Origin of the sequence: Spongiactinospora rosea, assembly GCF_003315795.1 — a bacterium.
GTDB classification, from domain to species: domain Bacteria; phylum Actinomycetota; class Actinomycetes; order Streptosporangiales; family Streptosporangiaceae; genus Spongiactinospora; species Spongiactinospora rosea.
In genome coordinates this window covers 683,818-697,541 of record NZ_QMEY01000001.1, presented here as the reverse complement: position 1 = coordinate 697,541, position 13,724 = coordinate 683,818, and the positions used below count along the sequence as shown (strand labels likewise).

The following is a 13,724-nucleotide window of genomic DNA, read 5'->3' as shown; positions in this document are numbered from 1 at the left end:
GCCGCGAAGGTGAATGCCACAGCACCCGTCCGCATGATTTCCCCGGAAATCTTGACCGTCACACGATGAGGACTTTGACCAGACCGGTGAGCGCGAGCTGACCGAGCGCGACCGGGACCAGGCCGATCCAGGCCAGTCGCTGCAACTGGTCCTCGCGCAGGCGCGGGTAGCTGACCCGCAGCCAGATCACCACGAACGACAGCAGCGCCACCTTCACCAGCATCCACACCGGCCCCGGCAGCAGCGGCCCGTGCCAGCCGCCCAGGAACAGCACGGCCGTGAGGGCGGACAGGACCACGATGCCGACGTACTCGGCCAGCATGAACAACGCGAACCGCATGCCGGTGTACTCCGTCATGTGGCCCATGATCAGTTCGGATTCGGCGATGGGCATGTCGAACGGCGGGCGGCGCAGCTCCGCCAGCCCGGCGATGAAGAAGACCACGCCGCCCGCCGCCTGCCAGGGCAGCCACCACCACTGCCAGGCGTCCACGATGCCGGACAGGGACAGCGTGCCCGCGGCCATCGCGACGGAGGAGGCGGCGAGCACCAGGGGGAGTTCGTAGGACATGAGCTGGGCCGCCGAGCGCATGCCGCCGAGCAGGGAGTACTTGTTGCCCGAAGACCACCCGGCCATGATCGAGCCGAGTACGCCGATGCCCATGACGGCGAGCACGAAGAACAGCCCGACGTCGAGGTCGGCGGCGACCAGGCCGGGGCCGATCGGGATGGCGGCCATCACCACCAGGTAGGGCACGAGCGAGACGCCGGGGGCGAGGGCGAAGACCGGGCGGTCGGCGGCCCGCGGGATCACGTCCTCCTTCTGCATGAACTTCACGCCGTCGGCGATCAACTGGGCCCAGCCGTGGAAGCCGCCCGCGTACATCGGGCCGAGACGGGCCTGCATGTGCGCCATGACCTTGTGCTCGGCCTGGCCCACGATCAGCGGTAGCAGCAGGAACGCGACGACGACGCACGCGATCCGGACCAGGACGTCGAGCACTTCAGCCATCGCGACCCCAATCGGGGGGAACGCCGGGAGGAAGGGTCTTGCGCCGGCTCGGCGAGGCATGGTCGGACTCGCCGGGCTCCTTGGCCCCCGGCCACGCCTTGGCGACGCGGGCGGCCAGGACGAAGTCCTTGCGCAGCGGGTGGCCCTCGAAGCCGTCGGGGAGCAGCAGCGGCACCAGGTGGGGGTGCCCCTCGAAGATCACGCCGAACATCTCGAAGGTCTCGCGTTCGTGCCAGTTCGCGCCCCGGTAGACGCCGGTCACGCTGGGCAGCCGGGGGTCGGCGCGGGGCACGGAGGTGCGGGCCAGCAGGTGCGTACGTCCTGTGGGGGCGTAGACGTGCGCGACCACGGAGAACGCCTCAGGCGGGTCGTCCACGCCGGTCAGCCAGTCGAAGAACTCGCAGCCGAGTTCGTCGCGGGCGAAGGTGAGCAGGTCGGGCCACAGCTCGGCGGGCACGTCGGCGGTGACCTCGCCGAAGGACTCGGTGGCCTGGACGCGCTCGCCGAACCGGTCGGCGAGGGCGCGGGCGGGGTCGCCGGTCATGAGCCGGCCTCCCCGTCCTGGTGGGGCCGCGACCAGACGTACCGGTCGCTCAGTGTCTCGCCGGCGATCTGTTCCTGGAGCTTTATGATGCCGTGCAGCAGCGCCTCGGGGCGCGGCGGGCAGCCGGGCACGTAGACGTCGACCGGGATGATCTGGTCGACGCCGTTGGTGACGGCGTAGGAGTCCCAGTAGGGGCCGCCGGAGTTGGAGCACGCGCCGAAGGAGATCACGTACTTCGGGTCGGGCATCTGCTCGTAGAGCCGCTTGACGGCGGGGGCCATCTTGTCGGTCACCGTGCCCGCGACGATCATCAGGTCGGCCTGCCTGGGGCCGTTGGCGAACGGGATCACCCCGAACCTGATGAAGTCATGCCTGCTCATCGAGGTCGCGATGAACTCGATCGCGCAGCAGGCCAGCCCGAAGTTGAACACCCACAGCGAGTAGCGCCGCCCCCAGTTGAGGATGAACCGCATGGGTTTGGGGGCGAGCCGCGACACCGGGCCCACAGTGGGCATCGGGGTGGGCATCGGCAGGTCCGCCTTGGCCATCGTTCTCCTTCCGTGCGGCCCGCCCGGGTCAGGTCCAGGCGAGCACGCGCTTGCGCCACGTGTAGAGGATGCCGAGCGCGATGAATCCCAGGAAGAGGAACATCTCCACCAGTGTCGTCATCCCGAAGCCGGGCTCGGCGTAGACGGTAGCCCACGGGAACAGGAAGACGGCATCGACCGCGAACACCACATAAAGGTACGTGAAGACGTAGTACCGGACCTGCGACTGTGCCCAGCCCTCCCCCACGGGATCGACACCGCACTCGTAGGAGGTCAGTTTCTCAGGGGTGGGACGGCTGGGGCGGAGCATCCGGTTGGCGAACAGGGCGCCGGCGACGACGACCGCGCCGATCGCGAAGAGCACGACCACCAGCGCGTAGGAGCCGAAGTATCCGCCCATGCGGCGATCGTAACTCCGCCGCCGGGTCTTTCCCAGCCGTGCCAGAAGACCGTGCTAAAAGACCCTGCCAGGCCCTGCCAGAAGACCGCCCGAAGGCGCGGGCAGGGCCGGCCATGGTCCGGGAACGTCGCGTAAAAGCATCCCCCCGCTTCCCACCAATTCATGACAAGTCACCACAATTCGCCCGATCGGCTCCCTAGCCTCACCTCCATGCGCACCGTCCGACTGGCCGGAGGAGTCGCGCTCATCACCGCAATCGCCACCGGTTGCGGTGCCATGGACGTCTCCCCCGCCGCCGACCCCGCCAAGGCCCCCCTGCCCTCGGACCCCACGATGATGGAGTTCGTCGACCCCGCCCGCGTGGACGGCATCGACACCCGCACGATCAGCGGCACCACCGGCACCCGGATCCACGTCACCTACCCGAGCCTGCCCGAGGCCCCCGCCCTGACGGACCGGCTCCGCGAGGAGGTGACCCGGCAGGTCCGCGCGTTCACCGGCGAACGCGAGGAGACCGGCCCGACGCGGGAGTTCAATGTGGAGTGGCAGATCACCGCCCTGTCCTCCGACATGGTCGGCGTGCGGCTGCGGTCCGGGGAGTACGGCGGCCTGAACTGGCGCAACTCCACCCGCACCCTCTGGTACCACCAATCCGGCAAGCGCCCGCTCGGCTCGGCCGGGCTGCTCCGCGACCGCGAGGCGCTGTCCACCCTCGCCGGGATGGTCAAGCGGCGGCTCGCCCCGCGCTCCCCGCAGGTCAATGTGCGGGCCATCGCCCCGACGGAGGCAATGTTCGACTCGATCGCCTTCAACCGGCACGGGGACCTGGTCGTGGAGTTCGACGACGGCCAGGTCGGACCCGTCTGGCTGGGCCGGGTGGCCGTCGCGGTACCGCGCGAGGAGGCCGACCCGCTGCTGTCCACGGCGGGCAGGCACGCCCGGCTGGCGACCGAGGAGGCGCCCAGGAGGGCCTGGGACGGGCCGCCGATGCGGGCGTTCGCCGAGGCGCCGCCCAAGGCGTTCAGCAACGAGCATGGCTCGGTGGACTGCACCCGCGTCAAGTGCGTCGCGCTGACCTTCAACGACGGACCGGGCCGCTACACCGACGACGTGCTGGACGTACTGGCCCGGCACGGGGCCAGGGCCACGTTCTTCGCGCTGGGCGCCAACGCCGCGGCCCAGCCGGGGTCGCTGCGGCGGATGCGGGACGACGGCCATCTGGTCGCGAACCACTCCTGGTCTCACCGCAACCTCAGTTCGCTCGGCACTCCGACGCTCTCGGAGCAGCTCAGCCGCACCCAGAGCGCGGTGGCGTCGGTGGCCGGGCAGGTGCCCACGCTGATGCGCCCGCCGTACGGGTCGATGGGCCCGGAGGTGAGCAGGGTGGCCGAGAAGCTGGGGCTGAGCGTGGTGAAGTGGAACGTCGATACGCGCGACCTGGTCGAGCGGGACAGCCGGGCGATCGAGCGCCGCGCGATCGACGGGGCCGCTCCCGGGGCGATCATCCTCATGCACGACGTCTACCGGCCGACACTTGACGCCCTGCCCGGCGTTCTCACCGAACTCGGAAAGCAGGGGTACGTCTTCGTCACCGTGCCGGAATTGGACGGACTGGATGCCATGGAACCGGGACAGACTTACTATGCGGGCAGGACCGTGTCACCAGGCACGGAGCCCGGCATGAGCGGCACCCGCCGCACCACCCATAGCACCATGAGCGCTATCCATTAGTGCCAAAAGCCACAACGTCCTATACAGGGGGCACCGGTCGGTATAACGGGGGAATTACAGAAGCATAACGGGGTGTGGGCGGCCGATGGCGTACGGCAAGGTACGGGACCCGTCGCGGCCCATCACCACAGGGGTCATATAGTTAGTGCTCGTGACCCGAACCGTCCTTTTCGCTCGCCTGCACGTGGACCTGTGCCGGCTCGCGTCGGGGCTGTGTCGCGGCTACTTTCCGCGGTCGTGACGGCGGCGGCGACACAAAGTCCGCCACGATCCGCACCAGGCGCACCGACGGCCCTGTCCCGTCACGCGCCACGCCCGAGCGGGACGCCCCCGGGGTCCGCCCCTCGCCACGCGCCCGGAGCACGAAAGTTCCGCCGGCCAGCCCCGGGTCAGCGGGCCCGGAGAATCTGCGACGTGCGTCACACTCCTCCGGGAGTGGTACGCGAACGAGATACGCGCCATCCCAAGGGACCTAGCATGGAGCCGAAAGAGATGCCACAACCAGCGGCGCCCCTGCGCGTCGAGGAGGACTGAGCTGTGACCAAGCAGGTTCAGCAACTCGACCGCGTGATCATCCGGTTCGCCGGTGACTCGGGCGACGGCATGCAGTTGACGGGCGACCGATTCACCGCCGAGACCGCGGAGTTCGGCAACGACCTGTCCACGCTGCCCAACTTCCCGGCCGAGATCCGCGCCCCCGCAGGCACGCTGCCCGGAGTCTCCAGCTTCCAACTCCACTTCGCCGACCACGACATCCTCACCCCCGGCGACGCCCCCAACGTCCTCGTCGCGATGAACCCCGCGGCGCTCAAGGCCAACCTGGGCGATCTGCCCAAGGGCGCCGACATCATCGTCAACACCGACGAGTTCACCAAGCGCAACCTGGCCAAGGTCGGTTACGCGGCGAGCCCGCTCGACGACGACTCGCTGGCCGAGTGGCGGGTGCACGCCGTGCCGCTCACGTCCCTGACGGTCGGCGCGCTCGACGGCTTCGACATGTCCAAGAAGGACGCCGAGCGGGCGAAGAACATGTTCGCGCTCGGCCTGCTGTCCTGGCTGTACCACCGGCCGACCGAGGCGACCATCCAGTTCCTGGAGACCAAGTTCGCCAAGAAGCCGGTGATCGCCAAGGCCAACATCGCGGCCTTCCAGGCGGGCTGGAACTACGGCGAGACCACCGAGTCGTTCTCGGTGTCCTACGAGGTCAAGCCGGCCAAGCTCGAATCGGGCGTCTACCGCAACATCTCCGGCAACCAGGCGCTCGCGTACGGGCTGGTCGCCGCCTCGGTGCAGTCGGGGCTGCCGCTCTTCCTCGGGTCCTACCCGATCACGCCGGCCTCCGACATCCTGCACGAGCTGTCCCGGCACAAGAACTTCGGGGTCCGCACCTTCCAGGCCGAAGACGAGATCGCCGGTGTGGGCGCCGCGCTCGGCGCGTCGTTCGGCGGGGCGCTCGGCGTCACCACGACCAGCGGCCCCGGCGTGGTGCTGAAGGGCGAGACGGTGGGCCTCGCGGTCACCACCGAGCTGCCGCTCATCCTGGTCGACGTACAGCGCGCGGGCCCGAGCACCGGCATGCCGACCAAGACCGAGCAGGCCGACCTGCTGATGGCGATGTTCGGCAGGAACGGCGAGTCGCCGGTGCCGATCGTGGCCGCCGCCACCCCGAGCGACTGCTTCCACGCGGCCATCGAGGCGGCCCGGATCGCGGTGACGTACCGCACGCCGGTGATCCTGCTGTCCGACGGCTACCTGGCCAACGGCTCCGAGCCGTGGCGGATCCCCGAGGTCTCCGCGCTGCCGGTGATCACCCCTGGGTTCGCGGCCGCGCCCAACGACGACGACGGCGAGACCTTCCACCCCTTCAAGCGCGACCCGCGGACGCTGGCCCGGCCGTGGGCGGTGCCCGGCACCGCGGGCCTTGAGCACCGCATCGGCGGCATCGAGAAGGCCGACGTCACGGGCAACATCTCCTACGATCCGAACAACCACGACACGATGGTCCGGCTGCGCCAGTCGAAGATCGACGGGATCGACGTACCCGACCTCGAAGTCGACGACCCGGACGGCGACGCCCGGGTGCTGGTGCTCGGCTGGGGCTCGACGTACGGCCCGATCGCGGCGGCGGCCCGCCGGGTACGCCGGGCGGGCGGCAAGGTCGCCCAGGCGCACCTGCGGCACCTCAATCCGCTGCCCAAGAACACCGGCGAGGTCCTGAAGTCCTACGACAAGGTGCTCCTGCCGGAGATCAACCTCGGCCAGCTCGCGCTGCTGCTGCGCGCCCGGTTCCTGGTCGATGTCATCAGCTACAACCGAGTGCGCGGCCTGCCGTTCAAGGCGGAGGAGCTGGCGGGAGTGATCCAGGACGTGATCGACAGTGAGTGAGACCACCCTCAACGGCCGCGGGCTGGCGCTGGTGCCCCGGACCGACGCCAAGCAGAGCATGAAGGACTACAAGTCCGACCAGGAGGTCCGCTGGTGCCCCGGCTGCGGTGACTACGCCATCCTGGCCGCCGTGCAGAGCTTCGTGCCGGAGCTCGGGCTGCGGCGCGAGAACATGGTGTTCGTCTCGGGCATCGGGTGCTCCTCCCGCTTCCCGTACTACATGAACACCTACGGGTTCCACTCGATCCACGGCCGCGCGCCCGCGATCGCCACCGGCCTGGCCGCCTCCCGGCCCGACCTCAGCGTGTGGGTGATCACCGGTGACGGCGACGCGCTGTCCATCGGCGGCAACCACCTGATCCACGCGCTGCGCCGCAACATCAACCTCAACATCCTGCTGTTCAACAACAGGATCTACGGGCTGACCAAGGGCCAGTACAGCCCGACCTCGGAGGTCGGCAAGATCACCAAGTCGACGCCGATGGGGTCGCTGGACAAGCCGTTCAACCCGATCTCGCTGGCCATCGGCGCGGAGGCGTCGTTCGTGGCGCGGACCATCGACTCCGACCGCAAGCACCTGCACTCGGTGCTGCGCGAGGCGGCGAGCCACCGCGGCACCTCGCTGGTGGAGATCTACCAGAACTGCAACATCTACAACGACAACGCCTTCGAGCAGCTCAAGGACCCTGACCTGCGCGACGACATCACGGTGCGCCTGGAGCACGGGCAGCCGATCGCGAGCGCGTCCAAGGCGGTGCGCCGCGCGCCCGGCGGCGGCCTGGAGGTCGTTGCGCGCTCCTCGGTGCCGGAGTCGGAGATCCTGGTCCACGACGCCCACCACCCCGACCCGTCGGTGGCGTTCGCGCTGTCCAGGCTGGACGAGCCGGCCTTCGAGCACGTCCCGATCGGGGTCTTCCGCAGCGTGGACCGGCCGTCCTACGACCAGCTCATGAGCGAGCAGCTGGAGCAGGCGCAGGCCGGCGGGCAGGGCGACCTGCACAGGCTGCTGCACGGCGGAGACACCTGGCGGATCGGCTAGCGAGCGCGACCGGGCTGGCGAAGGAGGATACCCGTGACCGGCATTCCCAAGGTGCTGTCCATCGCCGGCACCGACCCGAGCGGCGGCGCGGGCATCCAGGCCGACCTGAAGGCGTTCTCCGCGCTCGGCGCGTACGGCATGACGGTGGTGACCGCGCTCGTCGCGCAGACCACCACCGGCGTGCGCGCCATCCATGAGGTGCCCGCGGAGTTCGTCACCCAGCAGCTCGACACGCTGCTGACCGACGTCCCCGCGGACGCCGTGAAGATCGGCATGCTGAGCGACGCCCGGGTCACCCGGGCGGTCGCCTCGGCGCTGCGGGCCTACCGCCCGCCGTACGTCGTGCTCGACCCGGTGATGGTCGCCAAGAGCGGCGACCGGCTGCTGGCCGCGGAGGCGGTGTCCTCGCTGCGCGAGGAGCTGCTGCCGCTGGCCGACCTGATCACCCCCAACCTGCCCGAGGCCGCCGACCTGCTCGGCGAGCCGGAGGCCAAGACCCTCGACGAGATGCGCGACCAGGCCCGGCGGCTGCTCGGCCTGGGCGTGCGGCGGGTGCTGCTCAAGGGCGGCCACCTCGACGGCGAGGAGTGCGTGGACCTCCTGCTGACCGGCGAGGAGGAGATCGAGATGACCGCGCCGCGGGTGCCGACCCGCAACACGCACGGCACCGGCTGCACGCTGTCGTCGGCGATCGCGGCGCTGCGTCCGCGCCACGAGGGGTGGCCGGACGCCGTCCGCGCGGCGAAGGACTACCTGACCGGCGCGCTGCGCGCGGCCGACACGCTCGGGGTCGGGCACGGCCGCGGTCCGGTCCACCATTTCCACGCGATCTGGTAGACCTGAATCGCCGTCTGGCGACCTGAAAAGGTTTCATATCTGAGAAGGAATTCCACGCATTATCTGATTTCGGACGTGGAATTTCGATGATCTCGCCGAGCCTCCGCAGAAACGATCGCAGGACGTCCGGATCAGGCCACTACATCGCCGCTGACCTCGCCAAATAAATCTATAGATCCGAATTCGCGCTGATTCCTGTTCCGTCGCCGCAAGCTCCCGACTAATGTGAGTGCGTTCGCCGATGCCGAATCCGTGAGGAGGATCCGGATGGCCCCTGCCGAGGGACCATGGGACTGGTACGGCAAGCGGGCGCTCGTCACCGGCGCCACCGGCTTCATCGGTGACCGGCTGGTCGCCAGGCTGGTGGCTCTGGACGCCGAGGTACACGCTGTGAGCCGCAGACCGCAGGCGCAGGCGGCGGGAGAGGTCTGGCACACCGCCGACCTCACCGATCCGGAGGCCGCGGGCAACCTGATCAGGGCCGCGCGCCCCGACGTGCTCTTCCACCTGGCCAGCGAGGTCACCGGCACCCGGGACCACAACGCGGTGCTGCCCACGCTGCACGCCAACCTGGGCGCCGCGGTCAATTTGATGTCCGCCGTCGCCGGGGCCGGGACGGGGACCAAGGTGATCCTCGCGGGGTCCGTGGAGGAGGCCCGGGAGGGCGACGCGGTGCCGTGTTCGCCGTACGCGGCGGCCAAGTGGGCCGCGACCGGCTACGCGCGGATGTTCCACGGACTGTGGGACGTCCCGGTGACCGTGCTCCGGGTGGCCATGGTCTACGGACCGGGCAAGGACGAGCCGCGGCGGCTGGTGCCGTACGTCACCAGGGCGCTGCTCCAGGGCCGCGACCCCGAGCTGTCCAGTGGCACCCGGATGATCGACTGGGTCTACGTGGACGACGTGGTGGAGGCGTTCCTCGCGGCGGCGTCCGCGGAGAAGGCCGCCGGGCAGGTCTTCGACATCGGCTCCGGCCACCGGGTCTCGATCAAGGAGACCGTCGAGCGGATCACCCGGATCGTCGGCGGGGCGGGGCAGCCGAGGTTCGGCGCGCGGCCGGACCGCCCGCTGGACAACCCCCAGATCGCCGATGTGGGCGCCGCCGCCGAGGTGCTCGGCTGGCGTCCGGCCACGCCGCTGACGGACGGGCTGCGCGCCACCGTGGCGTGGTACGCGGACCGTTCCAGATCCGAGCCGCCCGCCGCCGAATGACGTGTAACACCGGACGCCGGACATCCCGATATGACGGTGAGCCGGGGATGCGAGGGTGGGGAAATGGCGGGTTCGATCGTCAATGTCACTGTGCACGGAATCGGTCCCGTCGTCCGCGAGCTGGATCCCGGGGAGGATGAGGTCTGGGTCGAGGTGGAGCAGTTCGAGCGCATGCTCGACGCGGCCGTGGGCCGCGGCGACGTGCGGATCACCTTCGATGACGGCAACGCCTCCGACGTCGAGATCGCCCTGCCCAGGCTGCTCGAACGCGGGCTGACCGCGGAGTTCTTCGTGTGCGCGGGGCTGCTCGGCGAGCCGGGCAGGGTCGACGCGGACGGCGTGCGCGAGCTGACCGCGGCCGGGATGCGGATCGGGTCGCACGGCTGGGCGCACCGCGACTGGCGGCTGCTGAGCGTGGAGGACGTCGAGCGGGAGATGATCGAGGCCGGGCGGGTGCTGGCCGGTCTGGTGGGGCACCCGGTGTCGCGGGTGGCCATCCCGTTCGGCTCCTATGACCGCCATGTGCTGCGCAGGATGCGCGAGTCGAGGATCACCCGCGCCTACACCAGCGACGGCGGGCGGGCCAGGCCCGGAACGTGGCTCCAGACCCGCACGAGCATCGGCCCCGACCTCGACCAGGACTGGCTCGACCGGGTGCTCAACGGCACCCCATCGGTGTACGGCCGCGCCCGCGGGACCGCGGCGCGCGCCTTCAAACGGTTACGAGGCTGAGGGAGGAGGCCATGTCCGAGCATGTCACAGCGGGCCCCGAGGGTCCGCGGATCGCCGTGGTCATCGTGACCTACAACAGCGCCGCCGTCATCGGCGCCTGCCTGGAGTCACTGCCGGCCGGGGCCAGGGACGCGCGGCTCACCAGCGTGGTGGTCGCCGACAACGCCTCCGCCGACGACTCGGTGGCCATCGCCGAGCGCGCGGCCGGTGACGGTCTGCCGGTCCGCGTCGTGCAGGTCGGCAGGAACGCCGGCTACGCCGCCGCGATCAACGCCGGAGTGGCGGCGCTGGATCTCGAAGCGCTCGACGCAGTGATGGTGCTCAACCCCGACTGCCGGGTGCGTCCCGGCACGGTGACCACGCTGGCCCAGGCCCTCGGCCCGGCCGGGCGCGGGATCACCGCCCCCAAGCTGGTCAACCCGGACGGCTCGCTGCAACCCTCGCTGCACCGCACGCCCGCGATCTTCAGGGCGCTGGCCACCGGGCTGATGGGCGGCGGGTGGGCGGGCCGGATCGGCACACTCGGCGAGATGTCCACCGACCCGCGCGACTACGACGGGCCGGAGGGCGCGGTGTGGCCGTGGGCGACCGGCGCGGCGATGATGATGTCGGTCCGGGCGCTGCGCGAGATCGGCCCGTGGGACGAGTCGTTCTTCCTCTACAGCGAGGAGACCGAGTACGCCCTGCGCGCCGCCGACAAGGGCTGGACGCTCTGGTACGAGCCGTCGGCGGTGGTCGAGCACATCGGCGGCGAGTCCGGGACCAGCCCGAGGCTGGCCGCGCTGCTGGTGGTCAACAAGGTCCGGCTGTTCCGCAGGCGGCGGGGGGCGCTGCCCGCGGTGCCCTACTACCTGGCGGTGATCCTGGGCGAGTCGCTGCGGGCCGTGGCGGGCCGGCCCACCGCCCGGGCCTCCGTCGCGGCGCTGCTGCGGCCCTCACGCGTCCGTATGCCCTAGCAATGGCCCAGACGGGAGTATGACCCTGACCACCGTGCGAACGGTCCGCTACGACGTTCTGGGGGCCGAGGAGCTGGACGCCTGGCACTCGATCCGGGCCGCCGACCCCAGGCTCGACAGTCCCTGTTTCCATCCGGGGTTCGCCGCCGCCGTCCACGCCACCGGCAACGAGGTGCTGGTGGCGGTCGGCCGCGACGCGACCGGGCGGGTCCGCGGGCTGCTGCCCTACCACCGGGAACGTTCCCTGATCCGGCCGATGGGCTGGCCCGCCGCCGACTTCCAGGGCCCGATCGCCGAGCCGGGCTTCGCGTTCCCGCTCGCCGCGCTGCTGACCGGCGGCGTGCGGCAGTACGCCTTCGACCACCTGCGCGACGGGCTCGCCGGGCTGGAGGAGTTCGAGCCGTGGGTGGAGTCGCGGATGGTCTCCCCGTACGTCGACGCGACCGGCGGGCTCGACGGCTACCTGAGCCGGGCCTCGCGCAGCGGCAAGGACAAGATGGCCGAGGCCCGGCGGGGCACCAACAAGGCCGGGCGCGAACTCGGGCAGGTCCGCTTCGAGGCGCGGTCGGTGGACGAGGAGTCCCTGGCGCGGGTGATCGAGCGCAAGCGCGAGATGTACGCCGCGACCGGAGTCCGTGACTACTTCGCGATGCCGGGCCGCCGCGAGCTGATGACCCGGCTGCTGCACACCGGCGACCCGGGCTTCTCCGGGATGCTGTCCACGGTCCACGCCGGGCCGCACCTGCTGGCCGCGCACTTCGGGATGCGTTCGGACGGCGTGCTGCACTGGTGGTTCCCGGTCTACGACCCGGCCTTCGGCAACCTGTCGCCGGGCTGGATCCTGCTGCGCGAGATCCTGGCCGCCGCTCCGGAGCTGGGGCTGACCCGCATCGACCTCGGGCGCGGCGAGGACGACTACAAGCGCCGGGCCAAGACCGGCGAGTACACCGTGAGCCAGGGCATGGTGACCAGGGGCGCGACCGGCCGCCTGGTACGCCGGGCGGGCCTCGCGGTGCGGGCCGCGGTGAAGCGCTCGCCGCTCGCCCCGGCGCTGCGGCGGGCGATGCGCTCCCTGCGGTCCATCAGCCGGTGAGGCGGGGCCTGCCCAGCCGTCGTTCGAGCGGGCGCTCCACCAGCCGGTAGAGCGCCCACGCCGTGGCGACCGCGAGCACCAGCGTGGCCAGCATGATCGCCACCGCGGCGGACGTCGGCAGGTGCTCCCCGGCGAGCCGGGCGACGACCCGGATGACGGTCGCGTGCACCAGGTAGAAGGCGAACGACACCTCACCCAGCCAGACCAGTGACCGCGCGCGCAGCGGCGACCTGCTGCCGCGCACGTCGGAGGTCGCCGCCGCGGCGATCAGCACCGCGTACGGCCCGGCCATCCAGGCCACCCAGCTCCAGGCGGGCCAGACGTAGGGGACCGTGAAGTAGGCCGCCACCACCAGCGCGCCGGACACCAGCAGCCCGGGACCACGCCAGCGGCCTTCCTGCACCATCAGCGCGATGGTCATGCCGAGCGCGAACTCCAGCGCGCGCGGGATCGGGAAGATCCAGACGAACCAGTATCCCGGCTCTGTGGGCAGCGCCAGCGTGGCCAGCGGCACCAGCCATACCCCGGCGAGCAGAAGGGCCGCCGCCGCCCACAGCCGGTTCTTCGGTATGCGCCGGACCACGGGCAGCAGCAGCGGGAACGCGGCGTAGAAGGCCAGCTCGCACGACAGTGACCAGGCGGGGGTGTTGGCCGCGAAGTAGTAGCCCTCGTCCGGGACCCACGCCTGGGTGAGGAAGAGGCCGCTGAGCGCGGGGCCGGGGGCGACCGCCTCGCCCGCGACGTACAGCAGCGCGAGCGCGCCGACCCAGGTGATCACATGGTTGGGCAGGATGCGGGCGGCGCGGCGGCGCCAGAAGGCGGTGGCCGGCATTCCGCCGCGCGCCGACCATGTGAGGACCATCCCGGAGAGGATGAAGAAGAACGGGACGCCCGATGAACCCGGCCCGAATAAGACGGAGAGCAGGCGGGCGATGACCGGTTCGTCGGTAAGCCCGATGTTCCGTATGTGAAAACCGAACACTGCAAATGCGGCAAACCACCGCAATCCGGTCAATGATGGCAGCCTGACCGGCGGCTGCCGCGCCGAAACGACGCCCGTCACCTGCGGTGATCCGCTACGACCCTCTGCCATCAGACCCTCAATACGATGAACGTCCAGCACGAATGGGGAGCCGATCGCCCGCGAGACCGGATACTGCGCTAAATCCTACTATCAGGGCTTACAATGCGGGGCCCACATCCCGGATCCGGTGGCCCGCGCGAGGCCCGGCGAA

Annotated in this window: 14 protein-coding genes; 9 read left to right on the top strand and 5 right to left on the bottom strand. The window is 70.6% G+C overall.

Going from position 1 to position 13,724, the window contains the following annotated elements; genetic code table 11:
* Nucleotides 1-58: 58 nt before the first annotated feature.
* Genes nuoH through DP939_RS03595 form a run of 4 tightly spaced genes read right to left on the bottom strand, consistent with a single transcriptional unit; the run spans nt 59 to nt 2,504 of the window.
* Complete coding sequence (gene nuoH, locus DP939_RS03610; protein WP_113978804.1) at nt 59-1,012, bottom strand: NADH-quinone oxidoreductase subunit NuoH; 954 nt, start codon at nt 1,010-1,012, stop codon at nt 59-61.
* The gene (locus tag DP939_RS03605) at nt 1,005-1,556 is read right to left on the bottom strand and encodes an NADH-quinone oxidoreductase subunit C (protein ID WP_113978801.1); all 552 of its coding nucleotides are present in this window, start codon (nt 1,554-1,556) and stop codon (nt 1,005-1,007) included. The genes nuoH and DP939_RS03605 overlap by 8 nt, the downstream gene beginning before the upstream one ends.
* Complete coding sequence (locus DP939_RS03600; RefSeq protein ID WP_318656261.1) at nt 1,553-2,104, bottom strand: NADH-quinone oxidoreductase subunit B; 552 nt, start codon at nt 2,102-2,104, stop codon at nt 1,553-1,555. The genes DP939_RS03605 and DP939_RS03600 overlap by 4 nt, the downstream gene beginning before the upstream one ends.
* A 28-nt stretch (nt 2,105-2,132) precedes the next feature.
* Complete coding sequence (locus tag DP939_RS03595) at nt 2,133-2,504, bottom strand: NADH-quinone oxidoreductase subunit A (RefSeq protein WP_113978799.1); 372 nt, start codon at nt 2,502-2,504, stop codon at nt 2,133-2,135.
* 210 nt (nt 2,505-2,714) lie between these two features.
* Here DP939_RS03595 and DP939_RS03590 point away from each other — a divergent pair, with 210 nt between their 5' ends.
* From DP939_RS03590 to DP939_RS03555, 9 genes are all read left to right on the top strand, one after another.
* Nucleotides 2,715-4,235 (top strand): polysaccharide deacetylase family protein, encoded by a 1,521-nt coding sequence (locus DP939_RS03590; protein ID WP_158578449.1) that lies wholly within the window; start codon nt 2,715-2,717, stop codon nt 4,233-4,235.
* A 145-nt stretch (nt 4,236-4,380) separates the two neighbouring features.
* Entirely contained in the window at nt 4,381-4,476 is a 96-nt protein-coding gene (locus tag DP939_RS49220) for a putative leader peptide (RefSeq protein ID WP_404828571.1), read from the top strand.
* A gap of 296 nt (nt 4,477-4,772) precedes the next feature.
* Nucleotides 4,773-6,620: a 2-oxoacid:acceptor oxidoreductase subunit alpha gene (locus tag DP939_RS03585; protein ID WP_113978793.1), complete on the top strand. Its 1,848-nt coding sequence runs from the start codon at nt 4,773-4,775 to the stop codon at nt 6,618-6,620.
* Between the two features lie 58 nt (nt 6,621-6,678).
* Nucleotides 6,679-7,659 (top strand): 2-oxoacid:ferredoxin oxidoreductase subunit beta, encoded by a 981-nt coding sequence (locus DP939_RS03580; RefSeq protein WP_199564956.1) that lies wholly within the window; start codon nt 6,679-6,681, stop codon nt 7,657-7,659.
* A 33-nt stretch (nt 7,660-7,692) separates the two neighbouring features.
* Complete coding sequence (gene thiD / locus DP939_RS03575) at nt 7,693-8,496, top strand: bifunctional hydroxymethylpyrimidine kinase/phosphomethylpyrimidine kinase (RefSeq protein WP_113978789.1); 804 nt, start codon at nt 7,693-7,695, stop codon at nt 8,494-8,496.
* Nucleotides 8,497-8,763: 267 nt separating this feature from the next.
* A complete protein-coding gene (locus DP939_RS03570; RefSeq protein ID WP_113978786.1) occupies nt 8,764-9,708 on the top strand; it encodes an NAD-dependent epimerase/dehydratase family protein in 945 nt (314 codons plus the stop codon).
* 63 nt (nt 9,709-9,771) lie between these two features.
* Nucleotides 9,772-10,440 (top strand): polysaccharide deacetylase family protein, encoded by a 669-nt coding sequence (locus tag DP939_RS03565; RefSeq protein ID WP_113978784.1) that lies wholly within the window; start codon nt 9,772-9,774, stop codon nt 10,438-10,440.
* Nucleotides 10,441-10,451: 11 nt separating this feature from the next.
* The gene (locus DP939_RS03560) at nt 10,452-11,396 is read left to right on the top strand and encodes a glycosyltransferase family 2 protein (RefSeq protein WP_113978781.1); all 945 of its coding nucleotides are present in this window, start codon (nt 10,452-10,454) and stop codon (nt 11,394-11,396) included.
* Nucleotides 11,397-11,430: 34 nt separating this feature from the next.
* Nucleotides 11,431-12,489: a GNAT family N-acetyltransferase gene (locus DP939_RS03555; RefSeq protein WP_199564910.1), complete on the top strand. Its 1,059-nt coding sequence runs from the start codon at nt 11,431-11,433 to the stop codon at nt 12,487-12,489.
* Here the strand turns inward: DP939_RS03555 and DP939_RS03550 are convergent.
* Nucleotides 12,479-13,582, bottom strand: a complete 1,104-nt coding sequence (locus tag DP939_RS03550) for an acyltransferase family protein (RefSeq protein WP_113978776.1) — start codon at nt 13,580-13,582, stop codon at nt 12,479-12,481. The two genes, DP939_RS03555 and DP939_RS03550, sit on opposite strands and share 11 nt — an antisense overlap.
* Nucleotides 13,583-13,724: the final 142 nt, after the last annotated feature.

Excerpts from the sequence above, each read along its gene's own strand:
- nuoH (WP_113978804.1), bottom strand. The coding sequence starts at position 1,012 with ATGGCTGAAGTGCTCGACGTCCTGGTCCGGATCGCGTGCGTCGTCGTC.
- DP939_RS03605 (WP_113978801.1), bottom strand. The coding sequence starts at position 1,556 with ATGACCGGCGACCCCGCCCGCGCCCTCGCCGACCGGTTCGGCGAGCGC.
- DP939_RS03600 (WP_318656261.1), bottom strand. The coding sequence starts at position 2,104 with ATGGCCAAGGCGGACCTGCCGATGCCCACCCCGATGCCCACTGTGGGC.
- DP939_RS03595 (WP_113978799.1), bottom strand. The coding sequence starts at position 2,504 with ATGGGCGGATACTTCGGCTCCTACGCGCTGGTGGTCGTGCTCTTCGCG.
- DP939_RS03590 (WP_158578449.1), top strand. The coding sequence starts at position 2,715 with ATGCGCACCGTCCGACTGGCCGGAGGAGTCGCGCTCATCACCGCAATC.
- DP939_RS03580 (WP_199564956.1), top strand. The coding sequence starts at position 6,679 with ATGAAGGACTACAAGTCCGACCAGGAGGTCCGCTGGTGCCCCGGCTGC.
- DP939_RS03570 (WP_113978786.1), top strand. The coding sequence starts at position 8,764 with ATGGCCCCTGCCGAGGGACCATGGGACTGGTACGGCAAGCGGGCGCTC.
- DP939_RS03565 (WP_113978784.1), top strand. The coding sequence starts at position 9,772 with ATGGCGGGTTCGATCGTCAATGTCACTGTGCACGGAATCGGTCCCGTC.
- DP939_RS03560 (WP_113978781.1), top strand. The coding sequence starts at position 10,452 with ATGTCCGAGCATGTCACAGCGGGCCCCGAGGGTCCGCGGATCGCCGTG.
- DP939_RS03550 (WP_113978776.1), bottom strand. The coding sequence starts at position 13,582 with ATGGCAGAGGGTCGTAGCGGATCACCGCAGGTGACGGGCGTCGTTTCG.